A 16255-nucleotide genomic window follows, 5' to 3' on the forward strand; every position below is an offset into this window, starting at 1 on the left:
TGCGACATCGTAACTGCGCAGGGTAAAATGTCGCCAAACCCTACACAGCTCAACATGTCCCTGTACCCACTTGCCCGCCCCCTGCTGTTCGCCCTCGATGCCGAGAAGGCCCACAACCTGACCTTGCCCATGCTGTGCCGCGCCGAGCGGCTCGGCCTGACCGGCGCGATCAGGAAGCCGAAGCCGGACCCGCGCACGGTCATGGGCATCACCTTCCCGAACCCGGTCGGCCTCGCGGCGGGCCTGGACAAGGACGGCGCCTACATCGACGGCCTGGCCGCGCTCGGCTTCGGCTCGATCGAGATCGGCACCGTGACGCCGCGTGCGCAGCCCGGCAACCCGCAGCCGCGCATGTTCCGCCTGCCGGCCGCGCGCGCCATCATCAACCGCATGGGCTTCAACAACGGCGGCGTCGACGCCTTCGTCGCCAACGTGCAGGCCTCGCGCTTCTACCAGGAAAAGCAGGGCGTGCTCGGCCTGAACATCGGCAAGAACGCCGACACGCCGATCGAACGCGCCGCCGACGATTATCTCGAATGCCTGCGCGCGGTGTATCCGTTCGCGAGCTATGTGACGGTCAATATTTCCTCGCCCAACACCAAGAACCTGCGGCAACTGCAGGACGCGTCCGAACTCGACGTCCTGCTCGCCCAGCTCAAGGGCGAGCAGTCGCGCCTGGCCGACAAGTACGGCCGCTACGTGCCGCTGGCGCTGAAGATCGCGCCCGACGTCGACGCCGACCAGATCCGCGACATCGGCGCGGCCCTGCTGCGCCATCGCATCGACGGCGTGATCGCCACCAACACCACGCTGATGCGGCGCGACGTCGAAGGCATGCGCCACGCGACCCAGCAAGGCGGCCTGTCGGGTGCGCCGGTGTTCGACCTGTCCAACATCGTGATCCGTGCCCTGTACAAGGAAGTCGGCGACGCCATCCCGATCATCGGCGTGGGCGGCATCCTGCGCGGCCAGGACGCGGCGGCCAAGATCCAGGCCGGCGCCCAGCTGGTGCAGCTGTACAGCGGCTTGATCTACCGCGGTCCGGCGCTGGTGCGCGAATGCGCCGACGCCCTTCGCGCCCAGAAAGGAAACCGGCAATGAAAATGAACAAACTGGGCAGGACCGACCTGGCCGTCTCGCGCGTGTGCCTCGGCACCATGACCTTCGGCCAGCAAAATACCGAAAGCGATGCCCACAGCCAGCTCGATTACGCCCTGGAGCGCGGCATCAACTTCGTCGACACCGCCGAGATGTACCCGGTGCCGCCCAGCGCCGAGACGCAAGGCTCGACCGAGCGCTTCATCGGCACCTGGCTCAAGAAGAGCGGCAAGCGCGACCGCATCGTGCTGGCCACCAAGGCCGCCGGCCCGAACCCGAACCAGACCTGGATCCGCGGCGGAAAGCAAAACCTTGACGCCGCCAACCTGCGCGCGGCGCTCGACGAGAGCCTGAAACGCCTGCAGACCGACTACGTCGATTTGTACCAGCTGCACTGGCCGAGCCGCAACGTGCCGATCTTCGGTTCGAACAGCTTTGATCCTTCCAAGGAACGCCCCGGCATCCCGGTCGAGGAAACATTGGAAGCGCTGGCCGACCTGGTCAAGGAAGGCAAGATTTGCCACATCGGCGTGTCGAACGAGAGCCCGTGGGGCGTGTCGGAATTCATCAAGCAGTCCGAAATCCACGGCCTGCCGCGCATCGCCACCATCCAGAATCTGTACAACCTGACTGCACGCGCGTTCGAGACCACGCTACTGGACGAGGTGTGCTTTCGCGAAGACGTCAGCCTGCTGGCCTACAGCCCGCTCGCCTTCGGCCAGCTGAGCGCCAAGTACATCGACGATCCGAAGGCGGTCGGCCGCCTGACGATTTTCCCGCCGACCTGGAGCCCGCGCTACCTGCGTCCGGCCGTGTTCGAATCGGTGCGCGAATACGCGGCTCTGGCGCGCGCCAACGGCCTCACGCCCACCCAGATGGCGCTGGCCTGGTGCTACAACCGCTGGAACGTGGCCTCGACCATCATCGGCGCGACGAACCTCGATCAGCTCAAGGAAAACATCGACGCTGAAAGCCTGACGCTGCCCGACGAGGTGATTGCGCAGATCGATGCGATCCATGCACGCTGGACCAATCCGGGCCAGTGACCCGGCCGCGTCGCTCAGAACGACACGCCCACCGTCAGCGTGACGACGTAGCCGTTGACCGGATCGCCGCTCACGCTCGCCATCTCGAGCGTGGTGCCGTCGCTGAACACGTTGTCGCTGGCAAAGCTCATGTTGGCGAAATTGCGCGCGCTGCTGGCGTAGGCGCTGGTCGCGTAGACTTCGTTGCAGGTGGCGATCGGGAAGGCCAGCTGCGAGGTCTTCAGGCGGTTGGCGGCGCTGGTGGCCTTGGCCAGGCTCGGGTAGACCTCGAAGTGGATGTGCGGCATGCGCCCGGAATAACAGCCGGGGAACATGCTGGTGAAAGTCGCCACGCCGTTGGCATCGGTCTCCTGCACGCCGCGCAGGTAATTTTCCTTGGTCAGCCCGTTCGCATACAAGGAATAATTGCCGTCGCGGTCGCAATGCCAGACGTAGACCGCGGCCCCGCTCGCGCTGGCGCAGCTGCTGCCGACGTTGACGATCTTCAGCTGCAGCGTGATCGGGATGCCGGCCGCGGTGGCGCTGCCCGGCGCGACGCTGGCGCGGATGTCGCTGCGCACGATGCCGGACAACGTCAGGGCGTTGACGATGCCGCTGCCGTTGCTGTTGGTGCCATCGCCCGGATACGGGCCGTTGGTCTCTTCGGGGATGACGGTGCAGCTGGCGCTCGTGCCGGTCGTGCCGGTCGTGCCGGTCGTGCCGGTCGTGGTGCCGCTGGTCGTGCTGGCCGCGCTCGCAATGGTTGCGCCGGCGACCGACGCGTCGGAAGAACCGGCGCCGCAGCCGGCCAGGGGCAGCGCCGCGGCGCCGGCTCCGGCGAGCAGCCAGCGCAGCGAATTGCGGCGGCTGGCGTGGGTGGCGAGCATGCGCTCGAGGGCTTCGGCAAGGCTGTCGTGCTGGTGTTCCATGGCGCTCTCTCGTGTGTTGAACGGGAGCGATTGTCGTTCTGCCCAGCGTTAAGCGCAGTCAAGCGGCGCAAAGATACGTAAATACGATCCTCGTGCGCCCTTTCGGCGGCGGACGGCCGCGTCCGAAAGCAATTGCAAACGGTCGTCCTGCCCCGATATACAGTGGAAACAGGACAGGGAGAACGTGCAATGAATACCCCTACATTGGCCAAGGCAACACGCTGGGCGTGCGCGCTGGCCGCGGGCGCTGCCTTATCCGGCTGCGCGACCTACGGTCCGGCCTATCCCGCCTATCCAGCCTATGCGGCGGCCCCGGTGACGGCTTATCCGGCCTCTCCGGCCTATGGCTACGCCTACGGCGATCCCTACTACGATTACTACGGCGGCTACGGTCCAGGCTACTTCGGACCGGGGCTGGCGCTCGATTTCCGCTTCCACGACCGCGGCTACCGCGGCTATCGCGGTGCGCCGGGCTACTATCGCGGCTATGCCAATCGCGGTCACGCATGGGGCGGACCGCGCCCCGGTGGCGGTCACTGGGGCGGTGGACATTGGGGCGGCGGTCGCGGCGGCTTCGGTGGTGGACGTGGCGGCTTTGGCGGTGGGCACGCGGGCGGCTTCGGCGGCGGGCACGGCGGCGGCGGCCACCGCTGACGCCTCCGCCGGTCACATCAGGGTACTTATTCCGCCAGCGCCACCTGCACCGCCTTCTCGACGTCGGCGCGCGTAAAACCCTGGGCGAAGCGCTCGATGAAATCGTAGGCGTACGCGCGCAGGTAAGCGCCGCGGCGCACCGCCAGGCGCGTCACGTTGGGCGCAAACAGGTGCGACGATTCGATTGCGCGCAAGCCGCGGTCGCGCCCGTGGTCGAACGCCATCGAGGCGACGATGCCGACCCCCATCCCGAGCGACACGTACTGCTTGATGACGTCCGAATCCATCGCGGTCAGCATGATGTCCGGGTTCACGCCGGCGGCGGCGAACGCGGCGTCGATGTGGCTGCGGCCGGTGAAGCCGACGTCGTAGGTAATCAGGGGATACTCGGCCAGGTTGGCCAGTTTCAGGGGTGTCTGCGACAGCAGCGGATGGCCGTCCGGCACCACCACCAGGTGGCTCCAGCGGTAGCACGGGAACGACACCAGGTCGGGGAAGGTCGACAGGCCCTCGGTCGCGATGCCGATGTCGGCGCGGCCGGACAGCACCCATTCGGCGATGTGTTCCGGCGCGCTCTGCTGCAAGGCGATGCGCACGCCCGGGAAGCTGGCGCGGAAGGCTTGCACCACCTGCGGCAGCGCATAGCGCGCCTGGGTGTGCGTCACGGCCACCGTCAGCGTGCCGCTGTCCTGCGCCGCGTATTCGCTGCTGGCCTGCTGCAGGTTCTCGGCCTCGACCAGCAGGCGTTCGATGATCTTCAGGATGCCCTTGCCGGGATCGGTCAGCCCGGTCAGGCGCTTGCCGTTGCGCTCGAAGATGACGACGCCGAGTTCATCCTCGAGCTCGCGGATCTGGCGCGACACGCCCGGCTGCGACGTGAACAGCGCGTTGGCCACGTCGGTCAGGTTGTAATTGCGGCGCGCGGCTTCGCGCACCGAACGCAGCTGCTGGAAATTCATATGCCCCCACCCTGTTCATTTTGATCGACGAAGACGTGCATGCGCTTCGGCCTGACCAGCAGGGTCTCGCCATCGCGCAGGTTCAATTCACGGAAGCGCTCGTTCGGGATGGTCGCCTCGACGATCTGGGCGTTGTCGGCGCGCTCCAGGTCGAGCTGGGCCAGCGGGCCGATCGCGTGCGCGCGGCGCAGCTTGACCACCACGCCGTCCTGGCCCGGGGCGTAGCGCTCGACGTCCAGGTCGTGCGGACGCACGTAGGCGATGCCCTCGCCGTTGACCACGTTGGCGTACTGCGGCGCGGCGAAGGTGGCGTCGCCGCTGGCCAGCACACCGTCGTTGACGCGGCCGTGGAACAGGTTGACGTTGCCCAGGAAGCCGTACACGAATGGCGACGCGGGCTGGTTGTACACCTGGGACGGCGTGCCGAGCTGCTCGACCCGGCCCTTGTTCATCAGGACCACCTGGTCGGCCACTTCGAGCGCCTCTTCCTGGTCGTGGGTCACGAAGATCGAGGTGACGTGCAGCTCGTCGTGCAATTGGCGCAGCCAGCGGCGCAGTTCCTTGCGCACCTTGGCGTCGAGCGCGCCGAACGGTTCGTCCAGCAGCAGCACGCGCGGCTCGACCGCGAGCGCGCGAGCGAGGGCGATGCGCTGGCGCTGGCCGCCGGACAGCTGCGGCGGGTAGCGGTCGGCGATCCAGTCGAGCTGCACCAGCTCGAGCAGGCGCTTGACCTTTTCCCGGATCTGCGCCTCGGACGGCCGCTCGCGCCGCGGTTTGACGCGCAGGCCGAAGGCGACGTTCTCGAACACGGTCATGTGCTTGAACAGCGCGTAGTGCTGGAACACGAAGCCGACCTGGCGCTCGCGCACGTGGCGGCTGGATGCGTCCTCGCCGTCGAGCAGCACGCGGCCCGCATCCGGGAATTCCAGCCCGGCGATGCAACGCAGCAGCGTGGTCTTGCCGCAGCCCGAGGGCCCCAGCAGCGCGGTCAGCTCGCCGTCGGCGAACTGCAGCGAGATGTCGTCCAGGGCCGTGAACTGGCCGAACTGCTTGTGGATGTGTTGGACTTCGATCGTCATGCTTCAGTGCTCCGGGTTGTCTTTTTCGCCTGGTTCAGGCGCCATTCGATGAAGGCTTTCACCGCCAGCGTGACCAGGGCCAGCAGCGCCAGCAGCGAGGCGATCGCGAAGGCGGCGGTGAAGCTGTATTCGTTGTAGAGGATCTCGACCTGCAGCGGCATGGTGTTGGTCTCGCCACGGATGTGGCCCGAGACCACCGACACCGCGCCGAACTCGCCCATCGCACGGGCGTTACACAGGATCACGCCGTACAGCAGGCCCCATTTGATGTTGGGCAGCGTCACGCGCCGGAAGGTGGCCCAGCCGGACGCGCCCAGCACCAGCGCCGCCTCTTCCTCTTCGCTGCCCTGCGCCTGCATCAGCGGGATCAGTTCGCGCGCCACGAACGGGAAAGTCACGAACACGGTGGCCAGCACGATGCCCGGCACCGCGAACAGGATCTTGACGTCGTGGTCCATCAGCCAGGGACCGATCCAGCCCTGCGCGCCGAAGATCAGCACGTAGATCAGGCCGGCGATCACCGGCGAGACCGAGAACGGCAGGTCGATCAGCGTCAGCAGCACGCTCTTGCCGCGGAATTCGAACTTGGCGATGGTCCAGCTGGCCGCCACGCCGAACACCAGGTTCAGCGGCACCGAGATGGCGGCCGCCAGCAGTGTCAGCCGGATCGCGGCCAGCGCGTCGTCGTCGAAAATGGCGTCCTTGTAGGTGTTCCAGCCGCCTTTGAGCGCTTCGGTGAACACCGCCACCAGGGGCACGAACAGGAACAGCGTCATGAACAGCAGCGCCACCGTGATCAAGGCATAGCGCACCCAGCGCGGCTCGAGCGTATTGGTGGCCTTGTGCGGCGCGGCGCTGCTTGCCGCCGGCTTGTTGTCGATCTTGTCGAGTACGGCACTCATCGGGGTTCCCTTATTTGCCGGCGCGCTTGCGCGACCAGGCTTGCAGCAGGTTGATCGCCAGCAGCAGGATGAAAGAGGCGACCAGCATCACCACGGCGATCGCGGTGGCGCCGGTGTAGTCGTACTGTTCGAGCTTGGTGATGATGAACAACGGCGTGATCTCGGACACCATCGGCATGTTGCCGGCGATGAAGACGACCGAGCCGTATTCGCCGGTCGCGCGCGCGAAGGCCAGCGCGAAGCCGGTCAGCAGCGCCGGCGTGATGCCGGGCAGGATCACGCGGCGGAAGGTTTGCCACGGGCTGGCGCCCAGGCTGGCGGCGGCTTCCTCGAGCTCGCGCTCGGCGTCTTCCAGCACCGGCTGCACGGTGCGCACCACGAACGGCAAGCCGATGAAGGTCAGCGCCACCACCACGCCGAGCGGGGTGAAGGCGACCTTGATGCCGAGCGGTTCCAGGTATTTGCCGATCCAGCCATTGCCGGAGTACAGCGAGGTCAGCGTGATGCCGGCCACGGCGGTCGGCAGCGCGAACGGCAGGTCGACCAGGGCGTCGACGATGCGCTTGCCGGGAAACTGGTAGCGCACCAGTACCCAGGCGACGATGCCGCCGAACACCACGTTCAGCGCCGCGCCGATCAGGGCCGCGCCGAAGCTCAGGCGATACGAGGCCATCACGCGCTCCGAGGTGACGGCGCTCCAGAACGCGTCCCAGTGCATCGTGAAGGTCTTGAGGAAGATCGCCGACAAGGGGATCAGGACGATCAGCGCGAGATAGAAGATCGTGAAGCCGAGCGAGAGCCCGAAACCGGGGATCACCCGGTTGGCGCTGCTGCGGCTTGTGAATATGTTCATGGCGGCCTTATTACCAATTCTTCTAATAACGCCGAATAATCTCACGCGTTACTTATATTGCAAACGATACGTTCTTCATTTGCATAGAAGATTCGGCTATAAGATTCGGCACGAAGACCTGGCTGTCAGGCGGCAGCCCGGGCGCCGGGCGCCCTGCATGTCATCAAGCGATCATCTTGTAGGCGACGCCGGCCAGCGTCATCGCCAGCACGCCGCGCAGAAAACCCTCGGGCACGGCGCGCGCGGCCCAGGAACCGAGCGTGATGCCCGGCACCGAGCCGATCAGCAAGGTCACCAGCAGCATCCAGTTGATCGAGCCGAGCCACCAGTGGCCAAAGGCGGCGATCGCGGTCAGCGGCACGGCATAGGCGATGTCGGTGCCGGCGATTTCGGCGGGGCTGAGCTTGGGATACAGCATGACCAGCAGCGTCGCGCCGATCGCGCCGGCGCCGATCGAGGAAATCGTGACCAGGGTGCCGAGCACGGCGCCGGCCAGCACGGTGGCGGCGGTCAGCGCCCTGCCCTGCAGCTGGCGTTCCGGATGCTTGTGCACCCAGCCCAGCATGCGCTTGCGGAACAGGATCGCGACCACGGTCAGCAGCACGGAACTGGCGATGGAATAACGGATGATGCCGCCGATGGCGGCGTTCAGGGGGCCGAAATGATGCAGCGCCAGCGTGGCGACGAGCGCAGCCGGCAATGCGCCCGCGCACAGGCGGCCGACGACTGTCCATTGCACGGTCCCGCGCGCGCGGTGCGTGAGCGTGCCGGCGCTCTTGGTGAGCGAAGCGAACGCGAGATCGGTGCCGACCGCGACCGACGGCGCGACCCCGAACAGCAAGGTCAGCAGCGGCGTCATCAGCGACCCGCCGCCGACCCCGGTCATGCCGACCAGCAGGCCAACGGCGAATCCCGACAGAATATATGTAATCGACATGCTTTACCCTCAGTGTGAGCCAAGGGTAAAGGGGCTCCACCGCAAAGCAAACGACAGCTTCCTTATTTGCTTATGCGGAGACTGTTCGCACGTTGCCGGCTTACTTGTTCGGCTGCGGCGTCAGGCGCAGGTAGGGACGCGGCGCCGTATAACCCTTCGGGAATTTCTGCTGCAGCTGGGCCGGGTCCTGCACGCTCAAGGGGATGATGACGTCGTCGCCATCCTTCCAGTTGCCCGGCGTCGCGACCGTGTAGCCGTCGCTCAGCTGCAGCGCGTCGATCACGCGCAGCACTTCGTCGAAGTTGCGGCCGGTGCTCATCGGGTAGGTGATCATCAGGCGCACTTTCTTGGCCGGGTCGATCACGAACAGCGAGCGCACGGTGGCAGTGGCCGACTGGTTCGGGTGGATCATGTCGTACAGCTCGGACACCGTTTTATCGGCATCGGCGATGATCGGGAAGCCGACCACGGTCTGCTGGGTCTCTTCGATGTCCTTGATCCATTCCTTGTGCTTGTCGGCCGGATCGACCGACAGCGCGATCGCCTTGACGTTGCGCTTGTCGAATTCCGGCTTGAGCTTGGCGGTCAGGCCCAGCTCGGTCGTGCACACCGGCGTGAAGTCGGCCGGGTGCGAGAACAGCACCACCCACGAGTCGCCGGCCCAGTCGTAGAAGCGGAGGCGGCCGGTGCTCGAATCCTGCTCGAAGTCCGGCGCGGTGTCGCCCAGGCGTAAAGTCATAATGTGTTCTCCTTGAATGGATTAGAAAAACCGGTTGTACAGGACGACGGCCCAGGTCGAAGCCGCCATCGCGATCGCCAGGGCCACCGCCGCGCTGCCCAGGTCCTTGGCGGCCTTGGACAGCGGATGGCGCTCCAGCGAGACGCGGTCGACCACGGCTTCGATCGACGCGTTGATCAGCTCGACCAGCAGCACCAGCCCGAGGACCAGGATCAAGGCCAGCTTCTCGAAGGCCGATATCTTCAGCAGCAAGGCCACCACCGCCGCCGGCAGCGCCACCATCAGTTCCTGGCGGAACGCGTGCTCGTTGCGCCAGGCATGAAGAAACCCGTCGATCGAATAGCGCAACGCGCTGGCGATGCGCTTGAGTCCACCCTTGCTTTTGAATTCGCTGCTGGCTTGATCCATGGTCGTGTCGAGGTTTACAAGATTGCCATTATGCCCGCATTGTTCGGCTCGGACGCGACACATCCTGTGTGAATTACCAATTTTTTTCACATTATGGTATAAAGTAGAGATATATACCGCACTGCACCAACCACATCATGAAAATGGAAACTCCCGAACCGGCGAAAACTTCCATCCAGGTGATCGAACGCATGGTCGCCTTGCTGGATGCCCTGGCCAGTTATCCGGACCCGGTCAGCCTCAAGGAATTGTCGAAGGTATCCGGGCTGCACCCCTCGACGGCGCACCGGATCCTGAACGACATGGTGGTCACGCGCTTCGTCGACCGCGTCGAGCCCGGCACTTACCGTCTCGGCATGCGCCTGCTGGAACTGGGCAATGTGGTCAAGAGCCGGCTGTCGGTGCGCGAAGCGGCGGTCGACCTCATGCGTGCACTGCACAACAAGACCAAGCAGACGGTCAACCTGTCGGTCCGCCAGGGCGACGAGATCGTCTACATCGACCGCGCCTTTTCCGAGCGCTCGGGGATGCAGGTGGTGCGCGCGATCGGCGGGCGCGGTCCGCTGCACCTGACCTCGACCGGCAAGCTGTTCCTGTCGGTCGACGAACCGAAGGCGATCCGCGCCTACGCCACCCGCACCGGGCTGGCCGGCCACAACAAGAATTCGATCACGGACCTGGCGCGCCTGGAGCGCGAGCTGTCGCTGGTGCGCGCGCGCGGGTATGCGCGCGACAACGAGGAACTGGAACTGGGCGTGCGCTGCATGGCGGCCGGCATCCATGACGACAGCGGCAAGCTGGTGGCCGGCCTGTCGATCTCGGCGCCGGCCGATCGCCTGCAGGACGAATGGCTGGAGGACCTGGTCGGCACTGCGGTGCAGATCTCGGCGACGCTGGGGCATCGGCCGCTGTCGGGAGCTTGAGGTCTCCGGATCCGGAGACCTTGATCTGATTAATGCACCAGCGGCGCCGCCGTCGCCGCCGACACCGTCACCGGCACGCCGCCGGCCGCGCTGGCCGGGATGGTCGGCGGCTTGATCGCCTCGAGCCACTTGCGCATGCGTCCGGCATCGGCGGTGCGCGACATCTTGCCCTTCGAGTCGAGGAACACCATGATCACGTTGCGGCCCTGGATCGTGGCCTGCATCACCAGGCAGCGTCCGGCTTCGTTGATGAAACCGGTCTTTTGCAAGCCGATGTTCCAGTCCGGCATCGCGACCAGGTAGTTGGTGTTGTGGTACTGCATCTGACGGCCGTTGGCCTGCACCACGTAACTCGGGTCGGTGGTGTACTGGCGCAGCAGCGGTTCCTGATGGGCGATCATGACCAGCTTGGCCAGGTCGCGCGCGCTCGACACGTTCTGGCTCGACAGGCCGTTCGAATCGACGTAATGCGTATCGTTCATGCCGAGTTCATGCGCCTTGGCGTTCATCGCCGCGACGAAGGCTTCGCGCCCGCCCGGGTAATTGCGGCCGAGTGCCGAGGCGGCGCGGTTTTCCGAGCTCATCAGTGCAATATGCAGCAGGTTGCCACGGGTCATGCGGGTGCCGACCGGCAAGCGCGAGCTGCTGAATTTCAGATGGTCGACGTCGTCGTCGGTGATGGCCAGGACATCATCGAGATTCAGTTGCGACTGCACTACGAGCAAGCCGGTCATCAGCTTGGTGATCGATGCGATCGGCAGCGCCACCGTGGAATTCCTGTCGTACAGGACTTCCGAGGTCTGCTGATCCATCACGAAGGCGACGTTCGAGCGCAGGCCGAGCGAATCCTGGATACGGTTCAGCCCGGCAAGCTCGCCCGCACTGAGCGCGGCCGCCGCGACCGCCACCGGGGCAGCACGGCGCACGCGCTCGTAGACCACGCGGCGCTTGCCATGCACCTTGACGACGCGGCGCACTAGCTGGTCGCCGTTATTGTCCGGCTTGATCTTGGCAAGTACGGCAACCTGGGCCGTGGAGCGCTTGACCGCGTGGTGGCGCCGGGTCTTGGCCTCGGCGACGGTCGGTTCGAGCACGAGCAGCATGGACATGGCGGCAGCCAACGCGAGCTTTAGCATTTGGAAATCCCTGGACGCAAACTGATGAGTACTTGAAAGCAGTGTAGCGGAAGATGAGTGCAGTACAAGAGAATGTAACACTCGCGCCACGAATTTGCTACAGCGCAATTTTCATGCGTTGCAGAAATCTCTTGACGATTCAACAGCTTGGCGCGAGCATTCAGTCGACAAGTATAGCGTGCTAGTCCATGAAGCGCGCAAACGTGGCGGCTGGCGCGCGCTCGGTCACCAGCGTGTTCTCGATCTTGTCCGGGTCGGCCCAGCCGAGCGCCATGCCGCATACCACCATCTGCTCGGCCGGCAATCCCAGCTGCTCGGCGATGATGCGGTGAAATTGCGTGAACGCCGCCTGCGGACAAGTGTCGAGCCCGCGCGCACGCGCCGCAATCATGATGTTTTGCAGGAACATGCCATAGTCGAGCCACGAGCCCTGCTCCATCACGCGGTCGATGGTGAAGATCAGCCCGACCGGGGCGTCGAAGAAGGCGTAGTTGCGGCCGTGCTGGGCCGCCATCCCCGCCTTGTTGTCGCGTTGCAATCCCAACAGCGCATACAGATCCCAGCCGACCTTGCGCCGGCGCTCGATGAAGGGTGACACCCATTCGCGCGGGTAATAGGCATATTCCTCGGTATGCTGCCTGGCCTGCTCGGGGTCGCGGTAGGCTGCCAGGATAGCCTCGCTCAAGCCGGCCTTGGCGACGCCGGTGAGCACGTGCACGTTCCATGGCTGGGTATTGGTGCCGGACGGCGCGCGCGCAGCCACCTCGAGAATGGCTTCGATGTCTTCGCGCGCGACCGGCGTCGGCAAAAAGGCGCGGATCGAGCGGCGCGCGACGATGGCGTCGTCCACTGCCTGCTGCTGAGGGCTGGTAATCATCGGCGCTCCTGGTGTGATCGGACCGGCCAAGTCTAGCATGCGCTGCAAGTGCATCGCCGAGCCGCGTTTACGGGAGAAGCGTTGTAACGGCGCAAATATATTTGCAGGAAAACGATTGCTTCCGTTGATATATCGCAATGCAATTGATTAGTGTTGTGCGCCGCGTCAAAAGTGCTTGACGCATAATCTCAAGGCAGTAAAATTGGACATGTTGCGGCGCACAATCCGCCGTGTCACATCAAATACACAACCTGCTGTACCGGTCCAAAAGCATTCCATACCCCATCCATTAATGGAGAACTACATGTTTGCATTCCCCGAGCAGTTTTCGACCGCGACCAAAAGCAATCTCGAATCCCAATTCGCCATGCTGTCGGCCCTGACCTCCAAGACGTTCGAAGGCATGGAAAAGCTGGTGGACCTGAACATCAGCACCGCCAAGGCCGCTATCGAAGGCTCCTCGGCAACCGCGCGCCAGCTGCTGGGCGCCAAGGATGCCCAGGAATTCTTTTCGCTGAGCGCTTCGCAAGCCCAGCCGAACGCCGAGAAAGCCATGTCGTACGGCCGCCAGCTGGCCACCATCGCCGCCGACACCAGCGCCGAGTTCTCGCGCGCCGCCGAGAGCCAGTTCTCTGAAGTCAACCGCAAGGTGATCTCGCTGGTCGACGAAGTGACCAAGAACGCCCCGGCCGGTTCGGAAACCTACGTGTCGGCCCTGAAAACCGCGATCAGCAACGCCAACGCCGGCTACGAGCAGTTCAGCAAGACCACCAAGCAGGCGGTCGAAGCGATGGAATCGAACCTGAACGCCGCCGTGTCGCAGTTCACCCAGGCTTCGCGCCAGGCCGGCGCCGCCGCCAACTCGGCTGCCGCTGCTTAAGTTTCAATCCGTTTCATCCGGTTTCAAATACAACGGCCCGGATCGCATAACGCGGTCCGGGCCGTTTGTTTTGCAGCGGCCGCATCGGCCAGCGCATTGACGCAGCTTAGTTACCCAACTTTATTCACCCAGCTTATTCACCCAGCTTATTCACCCAAATAAGCCGCCTGCACGCGCGCATCGTCCAGCATGTCGCGCGCCGGGCCGCTGATGGTGATCGCGCCCGATTCCATCACGTACGCGCGATGCGCCGCCTGCAGCGCCAGCTTGGCGTTCTGCTCGACCAGCAGAATCGTGATGCCCTGCTTCGACACGTCGCGGATCACCTCGAAAATCTTCTCGACCATGATCGGCGCCAGGCCCATCGACGGCTCGTCCAGCAGCAGCAGCGTCGGATGGCACATCAGCGCGCGCGCCATCGCCAGCATCTGCTGCTCGCCGCCCGACAGCGTGCCGGCCAGCTGGCCCGAGCGCTCCTTGAGACGCGGAAAGGTGGCGTACCACTTGTCGATATCGGCGTCGATGCCGGCTTTGTCGTCGCGCGTGTAGGCGCCCATCAACAAATTCTCGTGGATGGTCATGCGCGTGAACACGCCGCGCCCTTCCGGGACCATGGCCAGTTTCTGCTGCACCAGCTTGAAGGATTTGGCGCTGCCCAGGGCCTGGCCAAGATAGGAGATCGTGCCTTCGACCTTGCAGGCCGGCAGCGTGCCGGTGATGGCTTTCAGCGTCGTCGTCTTGCCTGCGCCATTGGCGCCGATCAGCGTGACCAGCTCGCCGCGCCGCACTTCCAGGTCGATGCCCTTGACGGCCTTGATGCCGCCGTACGCCACCTTCAGGCCGGCGATCTCGAGAACAATTTCACTCATTATCCATTTGCTCCACCCAGGTAGGCCTCGATCACCGCCTGGTTCTTCTGGATCTCGGCCGGCAAGCCTTCCGCGATCAATTTGCCGTACTCGAGCACCGAAATGCGGTCGCACAAGCCCATCATCAGTTTCACGTCGTGCTCGATCAAGAGGATCGTGATGCCGGCATCGCGGATCTTGATCAGCAACTCGCGCAGCGCCAGCTTTTCGGTGGCGTTCATGCCGGCGGCCGGCTCGTCCAGCGCCAGCAGCTTGGGATCGGTCGCGAGCGCGCGCGCGATCTCGAGGCGGCGCTGGTCGCCGTACGACAGCGTGCGCGCCGAGCGATGGGCATACTCGCCGATGCCGACGAAATCGAGCAGCTCCTGCGCGCGCGCGCGGATCGCCGCTTCTTCACGGCGTGCGGCGCCATGGCGGAAGATCGCGCCGAACACGCCCTGGTGCGTGCGCACGTGGCGCCCGACCATCACGTTTTCCAGCGCGCTCATCTCGCCGAACAGGCGGATGTTCTGGAAGGTGCGCGCGATGCCGGCCCTGGCCACCGCGTGCGGGGCGGAGGGCGAATACGGCTTGCCATCGAGCTCGAAGGTGCCGGTGTCCGGTTGATACAGGCCGGTGATCACGTTGAAGAAGGTCGTCTTGCCGGCGCCGTTCGGGCCGATCAAGCCGTAGACCTGCCCGTGCGCGATCTGGATGCGCACGTCGGTCAAGGCTTGCAGGCCGCCGAAGCGCTTGTTGACACCGGAAATGTTCAGCAATGCATTGCTCATGCCTGGCTCTCCTCGGCCTCTTCGGCTTCTTCCTTGGCCAGGGCTGCCGCCGGGCGGTCTTCCTTGTTCGGCGACGGCCACAGGCCGGCCGGGCGGTACAGCATGATCACGACCATGGCCAGGCCGTACAGCAGCTGGCGCAGCACTTCGGCCTCGATCACGACCTTGCCGAACAACGCCTGCTGGGCCGGCTCGACCACGTGGCGCAGCACTTCCGGCAGCGCCGCCAGCAGTACGCCACCCATCACCACGCCGGGGATGTGGCCGATACCGCCCAGTACCACCATCGCCAGCACGGCGATCGACTCGGTCAGCGAGAACGATTCGGGAGAAACAAATCCCTGGAAAGCCGCGAACATCGCGCCGGCCACGCCACCGAACGAGGCGCCCATCGAAAACGCCAGCAATTTCACGTTGCGCGTATTGATGCCCATCGCCTTGGCGGCGATCTCGTCTTCGCGGATCGCCACCCAGGCCCGGCCCAGGCGCGAGTGCTGCAGGCGGCCGGTCATGAAGATCGTGACAATGCACAGCAGCAGGAACAGGAAATAGTAGGCGTTCACCGACGGCATGCTCAAGGGCCCGAGATGCACGGTGGCTTTCGAGCCCGCCTCGCCCGCCAGCGATACCCCGAAGATGCGGATCGGGTCGATCAGGTTGATGCCCTGCGGGCCGTTGGTGAAATTGATCGGATCGTTCAGGTTGTTCATGAAGATCCGGATGATCTCGCCGAAGCCCAGCGTCACGATGGCGAGATAGTCGCCGCGCAGTTTCAGCGTCGGGGCGCCCAGCAGCGCGCCGAACAGCGCCGCGACCAGGCCCGCCAGCGGCACGATGAACCACACCGACAGGTGGATGCCGTCCTGGTGGATCTGCTCGCCAAAGAGCTTGACCAGCGCGTCACCCAGCGCCGGCGAATAATTCACCACCGATTCCAGCAAAGCGGCGAACTGCGGCGACGATAGCAGGCCGGTCAAATAGGCGCCGACCGCGAAAAAGGCGATGTAGCCCAGGTCGAGCAGGCCGGCAAAGCCGACCACGATGTTCAAGCCCAGCGCCAGCATGATGTACAGCAGGGCCATGTCCAGGATGCGCACCCACGAATTGCCGAACTGGCTGGCGATGAAGGGGAACGCGATCATCGCCGCCAGCAGCACGGCCATGCTGGCGTAGCTCTGGCGCGGCTTGTGCGTCGTATCAAAAGTCAGGAGAGCCAC

At 64.8% G+C, this 16255-nt stretch carries 18 protein-coding genes; 5 read left to right on the top strand and 13 right to left on the bottom strand.

The annotated features are described in order from the left end of the window. Positions 1–54: 54 nt before the first annotated feature. On the top strand, positions 55–1101 hold the full coding sequence (locus FA90_RS13725) for a quinone-dependent dihydroorotate dehydrogenase (protein WP_036169577.1): 1047 nt from the start codon (positions 55–57) through the stop codon (positions 1099–1101). Continuing rightward, a complete protein-coding gene (locus FA90_RS13730; RefSeq protein ID WP_036169580.1) occupies positions 1098–2144 on the top strand; it encodes an aldo/keto reductase in 1047 nt (348 codons plus the stop codon). The genes FA90_RS13725 and FA90_RS13730 overlap by 4 nt, the downstream gene beginning before the upstream one ends. Positions 2145–2158: 14 nt before the next feature. Here the strand turns inward: FA90_RS13730 and FA90_RS13735 are convergent, their stop codons facing one another. Continuing rightward, on the bottom strand, positions 2159–3052 hold the full coding sequence (locus FA90_RS13735; protein ID WP_036169583.1) for an intradiol ring-cleavage dioxygenase: 894 nt from the start codon (positions 3050–3052) through the stop codon (positions 2159–2161). A 189-nt stretch (positions 3053–3241) separates the two neighbouring features. On the opposite strand from FA90_RS13735, the gene FA90_RS13740 reads away from it, so the two are divergent. Then, on the top strand, positions 3242–3706 hold the full coding sequence (locus FA90_RS13740; protein WP_081933847.1) for a hypothetical protein: 465 nt from the start codon (positions 3242–3244) through the stop codon (positions 3704–3706). Positions 3707–3732: 26 nt separating this feature from the next. Here FA90_RS13740 and FA90_RS13745 read toward each other — a convergent pair whose 3' ends face one another. The 7 genes from FA90_RS13745 to FA90_RS13775 all read right to left on the bottom strand — a co-directional run bounded on the left by FA90_RS13745 (position 3733) and on the right by FA90_RS13775 (position 9583). Next, complete coding sequence (locus FA90_RS13745) at positions 3733–4665, bottom strand: CysB family HTH-type transcriptional regulator (RefSeq protein WP_036169587.1); 933 nt, start codon at positions 4663–4665, stop codon at positions 3733–3735. Continuing rightward, positions 4662–5744, bottom strand: coding sequence for a sulfate/molybdate ABC transporter ATP-binding protein (locus FA90_RS13750; protein WP_036169589.1), 1083 nt, complete (start codon positions 5742–5744; stop codon positions 4662–4664). Before FA90_RS13750 ends, FA90_RS13745 begins: the two co-directional genes overlap by 4 nt. Further along, positions 5741–6646: a sulfate ABC transporter permease subunit CysW gene (gene cysW, locus FA90_RS13755; protein ID WP_036169591.1), complete on the bottom strand. Its 906-nt coding sequence runs from the start codon at positions 6644–6646 to the stop codon at positions 5741–5743. The genes FA90_RS13750 and cysW overlap by 4 nt, the downstream gene beginning before the upstream one ends. Positions 6647–6656: 10 nt before the next feature. Continuing rightward, entirely contained in the window at positions 6657–7499 is an 843-nt protein-coding gene (gene cysT / locus FA90_RS13760) for a sulfate ABC transporter permease subunit CysT (protein ID WP_036169594.1), read from the bottom strand. 163 nt (positions 7500–7662) lie between these two features. Further along, complete coding sequence (locus tag FA90_RS13765; RefSeq protein ID WP_036169596.1) at positions 7663–8436, bottom strand: sulfite exporter TauE/SafE family protein; 774 nt, start codon at positions 8434–8436, stop codon at positions 7663–7665. A gap of 100 nt (positions 8437–8536) precedes the next feature. Further along, positions 8537–9175 carry a peroxiredoxin gene (locus tag FA90_RS13770; protein ID WP_036169598.1) on the bottom strand — a complete coding sequence of 213 codons (639 nt, stop codon included), beginning with the start codon at positions 9173–9175 and terminating at the stop codon, positions 8537–8539. Positions 9176–9196: 21 nt separating this feature from the next. Further along, positions 9197–9583 carry a diacylglycerol kinase gene (locus FA90_RS13775; protein WP_036169600.1) on the bottom strand — a complete coding sequence of 129 codons (387 nt, stop codon included), beginning with the start codon at positions 9581–9583 and terminating at the stop codon, positions 9197–9199. A 137-nt stretch (positions 9584–9720) separates the two neighbouring features. On the opposite strand from FA90_RS13775, the gene FA90_RS13780 reads away from it, so the two are divergent. Next, positions 9721–10506, top strand: a complete 786-nt coding sequence (locus tag FA90_RS13780) for an IclR family transcriptional regulator (RefSeq protein WP_036169603.1) — start codon at positions 9721–9723, stop codon at positions 10504–10506. 29 nt (positions 10507–10535) lie between these two features. On the opposite strand, the gene pbpG is transcribed toward FA90_RS13780, so the two are convergent. Both pbpG and FA90_RS13790 read right to left on the bottom strand, forming a co-directional pair. After that, on the bottom strand, positions 10536–11642 hold the full coding sequence (gene pbpG, locus FA90_RS13785; protein WP_051971782.1) for a D-alanyl-D-alanine endopeptidase: 1107 nt from the start codon (positions 11640–11642) through the stop codon (positions 10536–10538). A 181-nt stretch (positions 11643–11823) separates the two neighbouring features. Next, a complete protein-coding gene (locus FA90_RS13790) occupies positions 11824–12519 on the bottom strand; it encodes a nitroreductase (protein WP_036169605.1) in 696 nt (231 codons plus the stop codon). Between the two features lie 304 nt (positions 12520–12823). Here FA90_RS13790 and phaP point away from each other — a divergent pair, with 304 nt between their 5' ends. Then, the gene (gene phaP / locus FA90_RS13795; protein WP_036175662.1) at positions 12824–13399 is read left to right on the top strand and encodes a TIGR01841 family phasin; all 576 of its coding nucleotides are present in this window, start codon (positions 12824–12826) and stop codon (positions 13397–13399) included. A gap of 146 nt (positions 13400–13545) precedes the next feature. Here the strand turns inward: phaP and FA90_RS13800 are convergent, their stop codons facing one another. The 3 genes from FA90_RS13800 to FA90_RS13810 are packed head-to-tail and all read right to left on the bottom strand — an operon-like array spanning position 13546 to position 16255. Further along, a complete protein-coding gene (locus FA90_RS13800) occupies positions 13546–14268 on the bottom strand; it encodes an ABC transporter ATP-binding protein (protein ID WP_036169607.1) in 723 nt (240 codons plus the stop codon). Continuing rightward, entirely contained in the window at positions 14268–15038 is a 771-nt protein-coding gene (locus tag FA90_RS13805) for an ABC transporter ATP-binding protein (RefSeq protein ID WP_036169609.1), read from the bottom strand. Before FA90_RS13805 ends, FA90_RS13800 begins: the two co-directional genes overlap by 1 nt. Continuing rightward, a complete protein-coding gene (locus tag FA90_RS13810) occupies positions 15035–16255 on the bottom strand; it encodes an ABC transporter ATP-binding protein (protein ID WP_036169610.1) in 1221 nt (406 codons plus the stop codon). Before FA90_RS13810 ends, FA90_RS13805 begins: the two co-directional genes overlap by 4 nt.

Source organism: Massilia sp. 9096 (assembly GCF_000745265.1).
GTDB lineage: Bacteria > Pseudomonadota > Gammaproteobacteria > Burkholderiales > Burkholderiaceae_D > Telluria.